Origin of the sequence: Novosphingobium sp. PP1Y (assembly GCF_000253255.1) — a bacterium.
Taxonomy (GTDB): Bacteria; Pseudomonadota; Alphaproteobacteria; order Sphingomonadales; family Sphingomonadaceae; genus Novosphingobium.
Genome location: NC_015583.1, coordinates 1,078,147 through 1,095,247, shown reverse-complemented (window position 1 = coordinate 1,095,247; position 17,101 = coordinate 1,078,147). Strand labels below are relative to the sequence as shown.

Below are 17,101 nucleotides of genomic sequence, written 5' to 3'. Positions count from 1 at the left end.
CTCAACCCAGCAGCTGGAAACGAAAGCTTTCTGCCGCCATGCCCGGACCGAAGGCGATGGCCAGGCCGGGCTGCGGCGCCCGCCTCTGCTCCCGGCGCTCGAGCATATGGGCAAGAATGAACATCAGCGTCGCCGAAGACATATTGCCGTATTCGCGCAGGACTTCGCGCGAGGGTGCCAGCGAACCTTCGGGCAGGGAAAGGCCATGCTCAACCGCGTCGAGGATCGTGCGTCCACCGGCATGGACGGCCCAGAGCGAGAATTCCTCCGGCGTCTGACCGCGCAGCAATCCTTCGGGAATGTCGCGCTCCCGGCGCAGCGCCTCGGTGATGCGCGACGGGACTTCACCGCCAAGGTGCATGTCGAACCCCTGATCGCCGATGTCCCAGGTAATGGCATCGGCCGTCCCCCCGATCGTCGCTGCGCGAAAATCCTTGAGTGCAATCCCCTTCGCATCCGCCGTGACGAGCGCCGCCGCAGCGCCATCGCCGAAAAGGAGCATCGAAAGCAGCTTGCCCAAGTCGGCGGTGCGCTGGAAATGGAGGCTGCACAGTTCCAGCGTGACCACCAGGACCCGGGCCTGCGGCGTCGAGCGGACGATATGATGGGCAAGACGCAGCGAATTGACGGCGGCGTAGCAGCCCATGAAACCGACGACGGTGCGCTCGATGCGCGGATCCAGCCCTGCTCTTTCGATAATGACCTGATCCAGCCCAGGGGCCATGAAGCCGGTGCAGGAAGCAACGATCAGGTGGGTAATGCCCTGTGCCGCAATGTCCGGATCGAGAGCGAGGATGGCATCGAGAGCAAGCCGCGGCGCGTCGCTGGCATAGCGCGTCATACGCTGCGCGGTACTCGGCCATTCGCCGGTGCCGTAGAAATCGTCCCGATCGGTGACCGTCCCGTCAGGCAGCGTCACCGGCTCGAGAAACGAAAAGCGCTGCTCGATGCCCGACCGCTCTACCATGCGGCCAAACAGCTTGCGCGTCTTGTCATCGGGCAGGCCGGCCGTGGCGAAGCGCAGGAAAGCATCGTGCACGCCGTGCGGCGGGTTGGCCGTGCCTATGCGATTGATATGGGCGGTCACAGCGCTCATGGCTTGCGTCCGATCAGGACCGCGTTGAGGCCGCCGAAGGCAAAGCTGTTCGACACCAGGACCTCGTGATCGATGATCTGCCGCGACAGGACCAGTGGCAAGGCGCAGTCCGCAGAGGTGCCGAGGTGATTGAGAATGGGCGGGGCGATGCCGTGCACAAGGCACCTGATCCCCAAGAGGAATTCCATTGCTCCTGCGGCGCCGATCATGTGGCCATGGGCAGACTTCGTCGCGATGACGTCGTGGCGATCGAGCGCCGTGCCATAGACCGCCCGCATGGCCGCCGCCTCCGCCGGATCGTTGAGCTGGGTACCGGTGCCATGCGAGGAAATCAGTGCAGGAGCGTCCGCTTCCACGCCAGCATCGGCATGAGCGGCGCGGATTGCCATTGCGATCCCGTCAACGTCCGGAGCGGTCATGTGCGCGGCATCGCTGGACGCGCCGTAACCGGCCAGTTCGGCGATGACCGTCGCACCGCGCGCCACGGCGTGCTCTTGGCTTTCGAGCACCATGACTGCAGCCCCTTCGCCCAGCACCATACCCTTGCGCTCAATGGAAAATGGACGGCAGGCGTCGGGTGCGAGTACGCCAAGGGAACGCCACGCTGTCCAGGATCCCTGCGACAGGCACGCCTCCGCACCTCCGGCAATTGCGACGTCGACCCTTCCGCTGCGGATCATGTGCATCGCCTCGCCGAGCGCATGGGCGGACGAGGCGCAGGCGCTCGACAGCGTAAAGGTCGGCCCATGGACCTTCAGCAGCATGGCGATCTGCGCGGCGGGCGCAGCAATCATCGAGGCCGGGATGGTCTGCGGGTGGACCTTGGCCTGACCCTTGGCGAAAAGGCGCTCATAGGCGGTATCGATGGTGGCATTGCCGCCACTGCCGCACCCCATGAGAACAGCAGTCCGGTGGTGCAGGACCGGATGGCCGCGCAGGCCAGACTGTTCGACGGCCTCGCTCGCAGCTTCGATGGCATGAAGGGAGAGCGGATCAAGCTTGCCCAGTGCGCGCAAATCGGCCGATGCGAGATGCACAGGTCCGCTGTCCTCCGCCGCAATCCACGAGGCGATGCCCCCCAAACCTTCGCGCTGGATAGGCCGAATTGCGCTCGCCCCGTCCTGCAAGGCCGACCAGTTCGCCTCCACACCTTTGCCAAGGCCGCTGACGCACCCCATGCCGGTGATGACGACTTTGTGCATCATGCCTTGGCGCCGGTCGTGATCCGGTCGATCAGTTGTTGAAGGGTGGATTCGGGGGGAATATCTTCGGGCTGGATCTCGACGCCGAAGCGGTCCTCGATCTCGAACAGGACGCTCACAAGGTCTATCGAGGATATGTCGAGGGTGGCAAGCGTGGCGTCAGGCGCCAGCTTTTCGCGTTCGAGACCGGTTTCCTGCGAAATCAGGGCCATGATGTCTTCATTCGTCAACGGCCGCTCTCCTCGGCAACACGGGTCCAGTGCTTGGTCTGGCACAGGAACAGAATGCATCCGGTTACATCGAGGCGACCCTTTTCACCAAGGGCAATAGAGGCGCGGTAACTGCGGCCAGCTTTTGGATCGTAGGCGCGCCCGCCTTTCCAACCATCGCCATCGGGATGCATGCCGTAAATGATCCGCACCCCCACCAGCGGTCGATCCCTGAGCGAAGCATCCGGATTGTTGACGTCACGGGCCGGAGCCTCGGGATCGAGAACGCGCACCAGCGTGCCGCAGAGCGATGCGCCGCAACGCTTCACTTCGACGATCCCGGCACCATCGTCGGTCAGCCACCGCCCGAAGATCCCGCGGGAAGGCATTGCGCTTGCGGAGCCCGCCAGTGCAGACAGCCCGATGATCACGGTAACCGGCACGAATTTCATTGGATGGAACCGGCTCCCCGTCCGCTGCCATGACGACGCCTGCGTGTTTCTTTCGGCAAGGTGCTCGAACCCTTCGCGCTTGCTGTTCATCTGCGCGACTATCACGCCTTGGGACTGGACAGTCCATGCAATTAATCGTGAAACGCACAAGAACGCCAGATTGTTGCGCTTGGGCCGAGGGCCCCGATTTGCGTCCGATGAAAAGGGGAATGCCGATGGCGTCACTTGCAGTGCGATCCCGACTGGAAGAACAGATGGATGCGCTTGATCTGGACGCTCAGACTTATGCGCAGGTCCTGCGCGATCTGGCCCGGGTCAATCGCTGGACCTTCACGGCCCACCCCGCCCTGGCATATCTGCGCAAGGCCACGAGGGGGGCTAGCGCTTTCAGCCTGCTCGATGTCGGATTCGGGCACGGCGACCTGCTTCGCGCTATTGCGCGATGGGCGCGAGGGCAAGGGATCTCGGCGCGGCTCGTCGGTGTCGACATCAACCCCCGGAGCGAGCCGATCGCCCGCGCCGCGACCCCGGACGGTCTCGACATCGATTTTCGAACCGGCGACTATGGCGACCAGCCCGAAGCGTTCGACTACATCGTCAGCAGCCAGGTCGCTCATCACATGAGCGATGCGCAGCTGACGGCCTTCCTGCACCACATGGACAGCCGCGCACGTCGAGGCTGGCTCATCAGCGACCTGCACCGCCACTGGTTCGCCTATCACGGTTATCCATGGCTCGCCCGCGCAATGGGGGTCCACCGCATCGTGCGCGAAGACGGCCAGCTCTCTATCGCCCGGTCCTTCCGCAAGGAGGACTGGATCGAGATCCTGACCGGCGCGGGCATCGATCCCGAACGTGTCGGGATAGCAAGGCGCTTCGCCTTTCGCCTTTCGGTGGAATGCCTGAAAGGCAGCTAGCGCCGGACGATCTTGGGTGCCCGGATGGTCGGGTAAGTCGATTGTCTATTTCAGGTGTTCGAGCCCGACAGCGGAGAATTCTATCATCTGGGCGACCAGGTCTTCCAGGGGCACTTCTGCCCGGCCCTTTGCCTTGAGCAGGTCGTACTCGCTGATCACGCCGAGGAATCCTGTCGTGATCATGGTCAGGTGCAGGCGCCGGGCCACCGCGGGATGGGCATCCATGCGCCGATCGAATTCGTTGATGGCCCGGGCAATGGCGAGATCCGGGCGCTGCGGATCTTCGGCCGGGTGCTGCAGGGCGAAGCGACCGTAGAGCGTGAGATATTCGAGCAGCAGGCGCGCATAGACGTGGGCGCCGGCCGCATTGCACATGTCGAGATAGGGCAGGAAAATGACCGAGAGCAGCTCGCTCATCGTGCAGCCTTCGATTGAGCCGAACTGCCTGATCATGTCCTGGCGGCGCGGTTCCATAAGCTGCACGCGCCATTCGAAGATCTCGGCGAGCAAGGTCTGCTTGTCGCCGAAGTGATATTGCACGGCCGCGACGTTGGACTGCCCCGCAGCCAAAGCGACCGCGCGCATCGAGGTAGCTTCGATGCCGTCGTTGGCGAAGAGATTTTCAGCCGCTTCCAGGATGACCTGGCGCGTGACCTCCGACCGCTTCGTCCTTGGCGTGCGCTCGTTGGCCCTGGCCCTCTCGCTGTTTTTGCTTTGCATTTCTTGCCTCTGCCACAGGACCGGGACGGAGGGTATAGGCTTTCAGGCAAATTTCAAACACACTAATTAAACAAACAGGTGATTTAAACTTGGCTCTCCATCATTGTCCGGGGGCAAGCGGGGAACTCACCGCTGAGGGAACGCCTCGCCAAAGGCGAAGCGAACGAGGGAGAGAGAACTTGGGCAAATCACACTACAAGCACGTTCGAAATCTGCTGCTTGCAGGGACCGCTGCGGGTCTGCTGGCAGGCATTCCGGCCCACGCGCAGGATCAGTCCGCGGCCAGCGGAGCCGAGAACAACGAACCCCGGGGCGGGATCGGCGAAATCGTTGTCATGGCGCGCAAGCGTGCAGAATCGACGCAGGACGTTCCGGTCGCGATTACCGCCGTCGATGCCAAGACAATCGAAAAGTACGACCTGACGAGCCTCGAGCGGCTTTCGGCTTCGACCCCGCAGTTCTCCGTCGGCCGCGCGGGCACGGGCTCGGGCGCTACCCTGGTGCTGCGGGGCATCGGCTCGAACACCACTTCGATCGGCCTCGAACAGTCAGTCGCCGTCGTCGTGGATTCGGTCTATTACGGTCAGGGCCGCACGATCAACGAAGGCTTCTTCGACCTCGGCCAGATAGAAATACTCAAGGGTCCACAGGCGCTGTTCTTCGGCAAGAACGCGACCGCCGGCGTGGTCTCCATGGCAACGAAGGATCCCGGAGACACGCCTGAATTTCTCGCCAGGGTGGGTTATGAGGCCAATGCCAAGCAGTTGACCGGTGAAGCCATCGCCTCAGGGCCCCTGAGCGACACCTTCGGGGCCCGCCTCGCAGTGCGGGCCAGCAAGCAGTACGGTTCCCTGTTTCCCAATCGCGGAGAGGCGGAAACCTGGCGCCTGACCGATGTTGCCACCGGTGACACCCGGTTCCTGCCCGGTGCCGATCCGATTCGCAAGCAGGGTACGCGCGATCTGCTCGGCCGCATCACCCTCGTCTGGAAGCCTGACAGCCGCCTGACAGCGAACCTGAAAGCCAGCTTCAACGACGCGCGGTCGGACAATCCACTTTCGAACTATGTATTCTACAACTGCAATGGCGGCCATGCGCAGCTCAACGCCAATGTGCCGTGCGAGAAGAAGTTCCGGACGTACCAGGGCTCCGCGCCGATCGAGGTGGCCCAGGACATTCCCCACGGCAATGACGATGGCACACCCGGCAACAAGTACAAGTCCTGGGGCGCGACAGGGACGATCAACTACGAACTCGACAACAATATAACGCTGACCAATGTCGCGAACTACAACTGGAACAGGAATATCTTCAAGATCGATGCCAATGTGATAGCGGCATCGCCTGTGGGGCTCTACGCCACCGAGGATACAAACTACCACAGTTTTTCGGACGAACTGCGCGCCACTTCGGATTTCGGTGGCATGTTCGACTTCATGGTGGGCGGCCTCTACCAGACCACAAAGCGCAATTATCTGGCATGGACGGCGCAGGCCGGGCTTGAGAACTCTGATGCACCAGACGGTTTCCGCTTTGTCGGAAACTCCAAGGATTCAACCACCAAGGGCGAAACGCTTGCGTTTTTCGGTCAGGCCATCTTCCGCCCGATTCCCAAGGTCGAACTGGCCGGCGGCGTGCGCTACACGCATGAGACCAAGGACAGTTCGTTCCTCCAGCCTTACTCCAACCCGGCCCTCGTGGGGCTCGGCGTCTTCTCGCCCGGCGTGACCCTCACCGCCAGCCAATCGTTCGACAACTGGTCGCCCGAATTTACCGTGACCTGGGAGCCCAGCGATGCCGTGACCGTCTATGCCGGCTACAAGTCGGCGTACAAGTCGGGCGGCTTCTCGAACTCGGGCATCTACGGACCGCTGGCATCGGTCGACGATTTCACCTTCGGACCCGAGACGGCGCGAGGCTTCGAAGGCGGTATCAAGACGCAGTTGTTCGACCGCCAGTTGCGGTTCAACCTCGGTGCCTTCTGGTACAAGTACAAGGACCTGCAGATCGACTTCTTCAATTCGCCGGTCTTTGCCTTCACCACCTACAACGCCGGTTCGGCCATTACGAAGGGCATCGAAAGCGACTTCCAGTTCGCGCCCTATGCCCTGCCGGGTTTCGAACTTCACGGCTCGCTCAACTACAACAAGGCCGCTTACGACAAGTACGATGGCGCTCCGTGCTGGACCGGCCAGACCATCGCCCAGGGCTGCTATACGACAACCCCGCGGGCCGCGCAGGATCTCAGCGGCGTGGAACTGGCCAATGCGCCCAAGTGGACCGGCGCGCTTGGCGCCAGCTATGAGACCGACGTCAGCGAGAGCCTGAAGATCAACCTGTCCGCCGACGGACGCTTCAAGAGCAGCTACCTGCCCACGGCCTTCGGCAATCCTTACTCGCGCCAGAAGAGCTACGGCGTTCTGGATGCGCAGATCCGCCTTTCGACCAAGGACGACCACCTGCAGTTCGCCATCATTGGCAAGAACCTGACCAACACGTTCTATGTCAACGGCGCGCAGGACGCCCCGAGCTCGGGTGGCGGCACCGGGACGGCGGGAGGTTTCCACGCCGACCAAATCGGATATGTTGCCGATCCGCGTACGGTCACCGCGCAGATCACGTTCAAGTACTGAGGGGGCGGACGGTGAGGAACCGCAGTCCTGCCGCACTGGCCGGTTCCTCATCTCCCCAGCCTCCTACACCGGTGATCGGCCGGAGTTCCGATCCCATGGCAAAACATGAAGAGAGGACCTGAGCGATGAACCAATCGAACCGAAATCCCGGACAAATGCGCCGGCGACTGCGCTGGATCGGTGCCACGGCCCTGGCAGTCGCGGTCGTTCCCGGACTCGCTCTCGCCCAGGCGGCGGACCCGATGGCGGGCAAGGTCGGGCGGACGGTCGCCGAAACCCATGCTCCGCAATGGCCTTCCGAACCCAGAGCGCCGAAGAATGCGCCCAATGTCCTTGTCATCATGACCGACGACGTCGGCTTCGGCGTCACCAGCACGTTCGGCGGACCGGTTCCAACCCCCACCTTCGAGGCGCTCTCGCAAAACGGGGCGAAATACACGCGCTTCAACACGACCGCACTGTGTTCGCCCACGCGCGCTTCGCTGCTTACCGGACGGCTGCCGCAGAACGTAAACATGGGCAACGTCACCAACCTGCCGACCGGGTATGACGGCTATACGACGGTCATTCCCAAGTCCGGCGGGACAATGGCGCAGATCCTCAAGGAGAACGGCTTCAACACCGCCATGTTCGGCAAGGGCCACCTGACTCCCGAATGGGAAATGAGCATGGCAGGGCCATACGACCGCTGGCCGGTGGGCCTCGGCTTTGAATACTTTTACGGCTTCCTCTCGGCCGACACGTCGATGTGGAATCCCAGCATCGTCGAGAACACGACACCGCTCGAGCCGCCGCACAACAGGCCCGGCTATCATTTCGAAGCCGACATGGCCGATCATGCGATCAACTGGATTCGCAAGCAGAATGCGGTGGCGCCCGACAAGCCTTTCTTCATCTACTATGCGCCCGGCCTGTCGCACACCCCGCATCATGCGCCCAAGGAGTGGATCGACAGGTTCGCAGGGCAGTTCGACCAGGGCTGGGACGTGCTGCGCCAGCAGATCTTCGAGCGCCAGAAGAAGCTGGGCATTGTTCCTGCCGATGCGAAGATAAGCCCGCGACCGGATTCGATGCCGGCCTGGTCCTCGCTCGATGCCAGGCACCGGAAGGTTTACGCCCGGCTGATGGAGGTCTTCGCGGCGACCGTCGCCTATTCCGACTACCAGACCGGCCGGGTGATCGACGAACTGCGCCGCTCAGGCCAACTCGACAACACCATGATCGTCTACATCGAGGGTGACAACGGCAGCAGCGCCGAGGGAGGCCTGCAGGGCCTCGCCTTCGAACAGTCGACGATCACCGGGCGTTCGGAAAGCTTCGAGGAACTGGCACGCCATTACGACGACTTCGGCGGACCGGAAGTCTACAACCACTTCCCGGCCCAGTGGGCCTGGGCCCTCAATGCGCCCTTCCCCTGGTGGAAGCAGGTTGCATCGCAGGCCGGCGGCGTGCGCAATGGCATGGTCATCTCGTGGCCGGGGCACATTACCGACAGCAAGGTATGGCGCACGCAGTATGCTCATGTCAGCGACATCATGCCAACGGTTCTCGACGCGGTGGGCGTCAAGGCGCCCGAAGTGCTCGACGGCGTCAAGCAGAAGCCGATCGACGGCATCAGTCTCAAGTACAGCTTCACCCAGCCCAAGGCGCCATCCGCGCGGCGGACCCAGATCTACGAGATGATGGAAAACTTCGGCATCTACAGGGATGGCTGGATGGCCGGAACCCTGCCCAAGCGCGCGGCATGGGAAGCCGGTGCATCGGGCGATCGCCGGCTCGACATCGGCCCCGACCAGCGCGTGTGGACCCTGTTCAATCTCGACAAGGATTTCACGACCGCAGTCGACCTTTCCAGGAAGAACCCGGCCAAGCTCAAGGAACTCCAGAACCTGTTCTGGGATGAAGCGGCGAAGAACAACATCCTGCCGATCCACGACTACAGCCAGGGAACCGAGGGCCGCCCGACGGTGGGCGGGCACCGCAAGCGCTTCGTCTATACCCCGGGCCTCACCCGCATTCAGGAGGACGCAGCGCCGCATACCATCGGGCACAGCTTCACCATCGAGGCCGATGCGAACATCCCCGAAGGCGGCGCCAATGGCGTGATCATCACCCAGGGCGGACGGTTCGGCGGCTATGCCTTCTACCTCAAAGACGGCAAGCCGGTGTTCCACTACAATGCCGTGGGCGATGACCAGTTCACGGTTCGCAGCGACGTGGCCGTGGGCGCGGGCGAGCACAAGCTGACCGCGCGCTTTACTGCCGACGCACCGAAGCCGGGTACCGCGGGAACGCTTGCAATCCAGCTTGACGGCAAGGAAATCGCAAGCGGGCGCATTGGCAGGACGGTCGCAGGCTGGATGTCGCATACCGAAGGCCTCGACATCGGGCGCGACACGATCACGCCGGTCGATCCGGATTACACGGTCGCTGACAGCGCCTTCTCCGGCACCCTGTCGCAGGTCGTGGTGACCATCGCACCCTGAAGACTTGCGCGCGCTGTCCGCAGAGCCGGGACCGGGCAGCGCGCCCAGACAAGCCCATGCACCCGCCCGCCAATCCGCCGGCCGCGATCAATTGATCGCGGTCGGCCCCTTTCCCTTGAGGAACAGGCAGTCTATCTGGCTCGCAAGAACCAGAATCATTCCGGCTGTATGTGACTTCGCAACCTTTCCGTTCGGGTCTTGAATCGGCATTCCTGGAAAACAGGGAGAAGCTGCTGAACTTCTTGCGCGCGCGCGGGGCAGGTGATGCGGCCGAGGATATCGTGCAGGAAATCTGGGTGAAGCTCTCGTCGAGCCGCCCCGGTCCCGTCGCATCGCCCCTATCCTATCTTTACCGCACCGCCGACCTGCTGATGATCGACCGCTACCGCTCGCGCCGACAGGCCGAGAAGCGCGAGCGCGACTGGAGCGAGGCGCATTCCGGCCATCCGCCGGCAGAACCTTCTGCCGAGCAACGTGTCGCCGCGGCGCAGGAGGCGGGAATGATCATGCGCATGCTCGAAGGGCTGGGCCCGCGCGTGGCGACGGTATTTCGCCGGCACCGCATCGATGGCGCGGCGCAGAAGGACATCGCCCGGGATCTGGGCGTGAGCCTCAGCACCGTGGAGAGCGATCTGCGCGGGGCCTATCGGGCGATCAGCGAATGGAAGGAAACCCGCGATGAGGCTTGAGCCCATCGTCTCCGTCTTCCGGGCAAGAGGAGGGCGTAATGACGTTTGACGAGACGATCCGGCAGCAAGCCCTCGAATGGGCAGTGCGGGCCGGTGACCCGCAGTTCGAGGATTGGGAGGCCTTCACCCTGTGGCTGGAGGCCGATCCCGCCCATGGCCATGCCTATGACGCTATCGCCGCCGCCGTCGCCGACGCATCGCAGCTGGTGATCGGCGCGGGTGCGGCGAACGACGATGGACTGGCGGCTGCACAACCGGACGCTGCGACCTTGCGCACCACCCGGCGCCGCTGGATCGGCGGCGCGCTCGCTGCCTCGCTGGCGCTTGTCGGCGGATTCACTCTCTGGCAGGCGAACTCGCGCGACCTCTACCGCATCGAAGTCGCGCCAGGCGCGATGCGGACAGTCGCACTCGATCCCGGCAGTCAGATCGATCTGGCCGGCGAAACGATCATCGAACTCGACCGCGACGATCCGCGCTATGCCCATCTGGCAAAGGGACAGGCCCTATTCACCATCCGTCACGATGCGCAGCGGCCCTTCCACCTCGAGGTGGGAGACGACACGCTGGTCGATGTCGGCACGATTTTCGACGTGCGCCACCGCGGTGCGGATATGAGCGTCGCCGTGTCGGAAGGCGCGGTGCAGTTCAATCCCAAGGACCAGAACCAGCGCATTTCGCCCGGCCAGATCCTGCGCAAGAATGGGCAGGACGGTCGGATCACGCTGGAGGCCATCTCGCCCGATCAGGTTGGCGAATGGCGTGAAGGCCGGCTAACCTTCAGTGCCGCATCGCTTGAGCAGGTAGCCATGGATCTGACGAACAGCACCGGTATTGCCTTTGCCGCTGCCCCCGGGTCATCGCCCGGATCGGTTTCGGGTTCCCTGCGCCTTGATCCCATCCGCAAGGACCCCCGCTCGCTGGCCGCTCTGCTCGGTCTCGACGTGCGCCAGGAAGGCGATCGCTGGATAATCGGCGAACGCTGAACGTGAAGGCTGAGACTTGGCTTCTGGCGGCCATTCTGGCTCTGCCCGCCCCGGCGCTGGCGCGTGAAGCCATGGTGTCGACGCGCGCCGGGAACGTGGGCGATGCGGTCGGCGACCTCGCCAGGCAGACCGGGACCAGCATCGTCGTTGCCGATCCGGAGATCGCCCGCAGATCCATCTCCTCCATGCGCGGACGCATGAAGGCGGACGAGGCCGTTCGGCGATTGGCACGCGCTGCTGGCGCTCATGCTGTCGAAGTTGCGCCCTCTGCATGGCGCCTCGAAGCAGCGCCGAAGCCAAGCCGAAAGTCCGCAACTTCGGCCTGGACGTCGCTCCCCATCGCCGCACCGCAGCGGATCGCCCCGCCCGAACCGATCGTGGTCATCGCCTCCAAGCGCGACTTGCGCATCGATCAGGTGCCGGGGCAAGTTGCGATCCTCGACGGCGAGGCGCTTGAAGCCGGAGGTATAGGCGGTACGGAAAAGATCACGCAGCGCCTTGCAACCGTGACCTCCACCCACCTGGGCAGCGGGCGCAACAAGTTGTTCATTCGCGGCATTGCCGATTCCAGCTTCACCGGACCGACCCAGGCGACGGTCGGCCAGTACCTTGGCGACCTGCGGCTCGCCTACAATGCGCCCGACCCCGACTTGCGCCTCTCCGACATGGCGCGCGTGGAAGTCCTCGAAGGCCCACAGGGCACCCTTTACGGCGCAGGATCGCTGGGCGGCATCATCCGCATCGTGCCCAATGCCCCGGTTATGAGAGCGGCCACGCTTTCCGGCACTCTAGGCGGTTCGTTGACGCAGGGCGGGGATTTCGGCGGTGATGCCAGCGCGACGGTCAATCTGCCACTCCGCGGCGAGAGTGCGGCCTTGCGCGCGACGCTCGATGCCGTGCAACAGGGCGGCTATATCGACAAGCCGGTCCTGGGCCGAAACAATGTCAATCGCACCGACATTCTCGGTGGACGGATCAGCGCCCGCTTCGAGATTTCGCCCGGATGGTCCGTCGATCTTATCGCGCTTGGCCAGACGACCGATGCGGCGGACAGCCAGTATGCCGATCGCAACGGCCCCTCGCTGGAAAGCTCCGCCCGAGTCACCGAAGGTTCCGACGCAGACTATGCGATGGGTCAGTTCGTGCTTTCCGGCCGCATCGGCGACTTGCGCCTGCGCTCCACCACCGGCCTCGTGCGGCAGCGACTGAGAGAACGCTACGACGCCAGCCTGCCCGAAGGCGCGCCGCGCCTGTTCGAGCAGGCCAACCGGACACGCATGATCGCCAATGAGACGCGCATCTGGATGCCCGAAAGGCATGGCATAAGCTGGCTGGTGGGCACCAGCTTCACCCATAATGCAACGGTCCTCAAACGCCGCTTCGAAAGCGAATTGCTGCGCAGTTCCACGACAGGCGTGCGCAACACCATCGATGAAGCGACCCTGTATGGCGAAGCAAGCCTGCGGATCATGCAAGGCCTCGTGGCCACGGCCGGTGGGCGCTTCACCTACTCGCGCCTCGGCGGCTCGGGAGAGGACGTCTCGCGCGAACTGGCCATGGCGCTTGCCCAGGTCACTGCGAAGCGCTCGCTCGAGACGTTCCTGCCTTCCCTTGCGCTTCACGCCGAAGTTGCGCCCGGGACGGCGCTGTACATGCGCTACCAGGAGGGCTTCCGTCCGGGCGGCTTCGCCATCGAGAGCGAGTTCGTCCGCCGCTTCCGCAACGACCGGACCGAGACATTCGAGTTTGGCGCCCGCCACGGCCGCGCGGGCACAGGCCCCTTCGATCTGGCGCTTAGCCTTTCCTATACGCGCTGGCAGGACATCCAGGCGGACTTCATCGATGGCTCCGGCCTGCCCAGCACCGCCAATATCGGCGACGGCCGCGTCTGGTCGGCCAGCGTATCGGGCGGCGTCGCGCTGACCCCGGGTCTGCGCGTGGAAGCCGGTGTGACCTGGAACCGCAGCAAGGTCGACACTCCGCCGTTGTTCCTCGCCGCGCGCTCAATGCAGGTGCCCAACATTGCCCATGTTGCCGGACGGGTGGGCGTGACCTGGGAACGCGAAGTCGGGCACGGCCTACGGTTCACCGGCAATGGCTGGGCAAGCTACGTGGGCCGATCGCGCCTCGGGATCGGTCCTGAACTGGGCGCACCGCAGGGCGACTATCTCGACAGCGGCGCGAGCCTGCGGCTGGGCACCGACAGGCTCGGCGTGACGGTCGGGCTGACCAACATCGCCAATTCGCGCGGCAACCGGTTTTCGCTGGGAACGCCCTTCGGCATCGGGCGCGAACAGGTCACGCCGCTGCGCCCGCGAACCCTGCGCGTGGGCGTAGATACCCGTTTCTAAGAAAATTTCTTCAAGGTTGGCCGCGAAGGTCTCCGTCTCAAGGGTCGAAACCGACCTGAAGGGATTGAGATGTCGCGCTACCTGCTTGCCTCTACTGCACTGCTTGCTCTTGCCGCGGCGGCCCAGACCACGGCCGCCCATGCCGAGGACGTTACCACCAAGAAAACCTCGCCGCTGCGTACCTCGACGATCAAGAACGGCGCCGCCGATGCGATCAACATCACCAAGGACGGCTCGGTCGTCCTGACCGCGGGCACCGCCGTGACGATGGACAGCGACTACAAGGTGACCAATGCCGGCGCGATCAGCGTCAGCAATGCGAGCGGCGCGGTCGGTATTGCCGCATCGGCCGGAACCAGTGGCGACATTGTCAATTCCGGCACGATCACCATCGACGAACCTTATGAACCGACCGATGAGGACAAGGACGGCGACCTTGACGGCCCCTTCGCGCTCGGCTCCAACCGCTACGGCATCCGCACCACGGGCGCCCATACCGGCAAGATCGTCAACAGCGGCAAGATCGTGGTCGAAGGCAACGATTCTGCGGGTATCGCGCTGGGCGGGCCACTGACCGGGGATTTCGTGCATGATGGGCAAACGACGGTGCTGGGCGACCGCGCTACCGGCATCGAAGCGGGCGACATCGGCGGCAATGTGCGATTGGCCGGCTCCGTATCGGTCCAGGGCGAGGATTCGGTCGGCGCGCACTTCGGTGGCGACGTCGATGGCGCGATGGTTGTCCAGGGGACCGTAGCCTCGACCGGCTACCGTTACACCACCGTGCCTTCGGATACCTCCAAGCTCGACGCGGATGACCTGCTTCAAGGCGGATCGGCGCTCGTAATCGAGGGCAATGTCTCAGGCGGCATCGTCCTTGCCGTGGCGCCCAAGAACTCCGACCCCGACAATGCCGACGAGGACGGCGACGGGATCGAGGATGCAAAGGAAGGCTCCGCCAAAATCGTTTCCTACGGCGAGGCACCGGCCATGGTCCTCGGCGCGGCTGACCGTGACATTGCCATCGGCCCCGTCTCGGGTACGGCGAGCCAGTACGGCCTGCAGATCGAGGGCACTGTCGAAGGTCGCGGCCTCTATTCCGGCGTCGATGCCACCGGCCTGGCCATCGGGGGACGCGGCGGCGCGGTCACGATCGCCAATGGCATCGGCATTTCCGGTGGCATTGCAGCCGTGTCCAATGGCGGCAATGCGACGGCCTTGAGCATCGGCGCTGGCACTTCGACTCCGCAGCTGCGCATCTCCGGCAGTGTCGCGGCAAGCGGCGGCAATGCCGCGGATGCGCAAACCACCGCCATTCACATCGCCGAAGGCGCCAGCCTCCCCACCATCCGCAACAGCGGAGCGATCAAGGCAACGGCGGCAGGTGAGAACGGCTCGGCCAGCGCTATTGTCGACAAGAGCGGCACGGTCACACTTGTCGAGAACAGCGGCAGTATCGTGGCCAGCGGTGCCAAGGCCGATTCCGGCCGCAACATCGCCATCGACCTGTCCTCCGCAACGAGCGGCGTGACGGTGAAGCAGACGCAGGTCGCATCGGGTTATGATGCGCCTTCGATCGTGGGCGACGTCAAGCTGGGAAGCGGCGACGATCGCTTCGAACTGGCGGATGGTTCGCTGAACGGAAACGTTTCCTTCGGCACCGGCAGCAATACGATGGCGCTTTCGGGAGACGCCGCGCAGACCGGCAATGTTGCCTTCGGCGGCGGAAGCGACACGATGAGCCTGGCCGGCAGCTCCACATTCCTGGGCACCGTCGATTTCGGCGGGGGCGCCGATGTCCTCACGCTTGCCGGCACCTCGCGCTTCTCGGGCAGCTTCGCCAATGCGGGGAACCTTGCAGTCAGCGTTCAGGGCGGCCTGCTGGACGTGCGCACGCCCACGCAGATCGGCTCGCTAGACGTGGGCAAGGACGGTGTGCTGGCTGTCACGCTCAACAAGGAAGCCGGATTGGGAAGTGCCTACACCGTTGCCGGTACGGCCTCCTTCGAGGAAGGCGCGAAGCTTTCCATCCGCCTTGCCGACGTGTCGACTGCCGAAGGCAGCTACCAGGTGCTCACCGCCGGGGCAATCGAGGGCCTGGACGGACTTGAAACCGCCACCGACCTTGTCCCCTTCATGTTCAAGGCCTCGCTCGACGAGGATGCAGCAGCGAACACCATCGTTGTCGACGTCGCCCGCCGCTCCAAGCAGGAGCTTGGCCTGAACCGTTCGCAGTCATCCGCCTACGACGCAGTCTTTGCGGCACTCGGACGCGATCAGGAAGTTGAGGACGTATTCCTCGGCATCGCCGATGGCGACCTTTTCCGCCAGACGGTCGGCATGATGCTGCCAGACCATGCAGGAGGATCCTTCGAAGGGATCAGCCTGGGTGCGCGGACCATCGGACGGCAACTGATGGACCCGCAAGGTCCGCTGGTTGCCAGCGGCCCGATCAGCGTAAACGTCAACCTGGCCTTCTGGGGTAGCGACAAGGACACCGCAGGCAGTGCGGCCTACGATCTCAACGGCTATGCCTGGTCGCTGACCGGTGAGTACGAAACCGGCATCGGCCGCTTCGGTGCGACCGCCGCCTATCTGTGGAACCGTCACACCAACGGTGCGGCAAGCGAGGTCAAGTCCGGTTCCTATGAACTGGCGGCGCACTGGCGCGGCAACTGGGGCGCGTTCAGCGGCTTCACCCGCGCATCTTATGGCCATGCCGACTTCGACAGCACCCGCAACTTCGTCGGCGTGGCCGGCCAGGAAGACGTAAAGCGCAAGATCGAGGGAGACTGGAACGGCAACTTCGTCACGTTCTCGGCAGGCGCGTCGGCCGAGGGTGGCAGCCGCTATCTCTATTTCCGTCCGGCGGTTACCGTCGACTACGTCCGCCTCAAGGAAGGCGGCTACACCGAGGCCGGCGGCGGCGAAGCGCTCGACCTGACGGTCAGTTCACGCAAGAGCGACGAGCTTGGCCTCAATGGCGGCCTCACGCTCGGCGCCGACCTCATGGGCATGGGCGCACGCGACGAAAACTGGTTCCGCATCGAGACCGAAGGCGGCTGGCGCGAGATCCTGAGCGGCGGCCTGGGAACGACGACGGCCCACTTCGAGGACGGCACCCCGTTCTCGCTCGACGGTGAGAAGGCCACCGGAGGCTGGTTCGCCCGCCTTCGCGCCTTTGGCGGATCGGCCGGTTTCGTACTGGGCGGCGAACTGTCGGCCGAAGATCGTCATGACCATGTCAACCTGGCCTTGCGCGGCAGCGTGAAGGTGGCCTGGTAGGCCGCCCCGTCTGCTGATCCCGAAACAACGAAGGGGGCATGCATCCATGCCCCCTTCTCCTTATTTCCGGCATTC

The 17,101-nt window shown here is 64.0% G+C and carries 12 protein-coding genes; 7 read left to right on the top strand and 5 right to left on the bottom strand.

Annotated elements, in window-relative coordinates; all coding sequences use genetic code 11:
• Position 1: 1 nt before the first annotated feature.
• From PP1Y_RS05830 to PP1Y_RS05815, 4 genes are read right to left on the bottom strand one after another with little or no spacing between them, the layout of a single operon-like run.
• On the bottom strand, positions 2-1,096 hold the full coding sequence (locus PP1Y_RS05830) for a type III polyketide synthase (protein WP_013837155.1): 1,095 nt from the start codon (positions 1,094-1,096) through the stop codon (positions 2-4).
• Positions 1,093-2,301, bottom strand: a complete 1,209-nt coding sequence (locus PP1Y_RS05825) for a beta-ketoacyl synthase (RefSeq protein ID WP_013837154.1) — start codon at positions 2,299-2,301, stop codon at positions 1,093-1,095. Before PP1Y_RS05825 ends, PP1Y_RS05830 begins: the two co-directional genes overlap by 4 nt.
• Complete coding sequence (locus tag PP1Y_RS05820) at positions 2,298-2,528, bottom strand: acyl carrier protein (RefSeq protein ID WP_013837153.1); 231 nt, start codon at positions 2,526-2,528, stop codon at positions 2,298-2,300. Before PP1Y_RS05820 ends, PP1Y_RS05825 begins: the two co-directional genes overlap by 4 nt.
• Positions 2,525-2,959 carry a DUF2147 domain-containing protein gene (locus PP1Y_RS05815; protein ID WP_041558618.1) on the bottom strand — a complete coding sequence of 145 codons (435 nt, stop codon included), beginning with the start codon at positions 2,957-2,959 and terminating at the stop codon, positions 2,525-2,527. The genes PP1Y_RS05820 and PP1Y_RS05815 overlap by 4 nt, the downstream gene beginning before the upstream one ends.
• Before the next feature lie 215 nt (positions 2,960-3,174).
• On the opposite strand from PP1Y_RS05815, the gene PP1Y_RS05810 reads away from it, so the two are divergent.
• Positions 3,175-3,876: a methyltransferase domain-containing protein gene (locus PP1Y_RS05810; protein WP_013837151.1), complete on the top strand. Its 702-nt coding sequence runs from the start codon at positions 3,175-3,177 to the stop codon at positions 3,874-3,876.
• 45 nt (positions 3,877-3,921) lie between these two features.
• Here the strand turns inward: PP1Y_RS05810 and PP1Y_RS24615 are convergent, their stop codons facing one another.
• Entirely contained in the window at positions 3,922-4,596 is a 675-nt protein-coding gene (locus PP1Y_RS24615) for a TetR/AcrR family transcriptional regulator (RefSeq protein ID WP_013837150.1), read from the bottom strand.
• A 179-nt stretch (positions 4,597-4,775) separates the two neighbouring features.
• Here PP1Y_RS24615 and PP1Y_RS05800 point away from each other — a divergent pair, with 179 nt between their 5' ends.
• From PP1Y_RS05800 to PP1Y_RS05775, 6 genes are all read left to right on the top strand, one after another.
• On the top strand, positions 4,776-7,229 hold the full coding sequence (locus tag PP1Y_RS05800) for a TonB-dependent receptor (RefSeq protein WP_013837149.1): 2,454 nt from the start codon (positions 4,776-4,778) through the stop codon (positions 7,227-7,229).
• Between the two features lie 242 nt (positions 7,230-7,471).
• Positions 7,472-9,715: an arylsulfatase gene (locus PP1Y_RS05795; protein WP_013837148.1), complete on the top strand. Its 2,244-nt coding sequence runs from the start codon at positions 7,472-7,474 to the stop codon at positions 9,713-9,715.
• Positions 9,716-9,885: 170 nt separating this feature from the next.
• Positions 9,886-10,404 (top strand): RNA polymerase sigma factor, encoded by a 519-nt coding sequence (locus PP1Y_RS05790; RefSeq protein WP_013837147.1) that lies wholly within the window; start codon positions 9,886-9,888, stop codon positions 10,402-10,404.
• 38 nt (positions 10,405-10,442) lie between these two features.
• Complete coding sequence (locus PP1Y_RS05785; protein ID WP_013837146.1) at positions 10,443-11,390, top strand: FecR domain-containing protein; 948 nt, start codon at positions 10,443-10,445, stop codon at positions 11,388-11,390.
• Between the two features lie 2 nt (positions 11,391-11,392).
• Complete coding sequence (locus tag PP1Y_RS05780) at positions 11,393-13,741, top strand: TonB-dependent receptor (protein ID WP_041558446.1); 2,349 nt, start codon at positions 11,393-11,395, stop codon at positions 13,739-13,741.
• Positions 13,742-13,810: 69 nt separating this feature from the next.
• On the top strand, positions 13,811-17,026 hold the full coding sequence (locus tag PP1Y_RS05775) for an autotransporter outer membrane beta-barrel domain-containing protein (protein ID WP_013837144.1): 3,216 nt from the start codon (positions 13,811-13,813) through the stop codon (positions 17,024-17,026).
• The last annotated feature ends 75 nt before the right edge of the window (positions 17,027-17,101 follow it).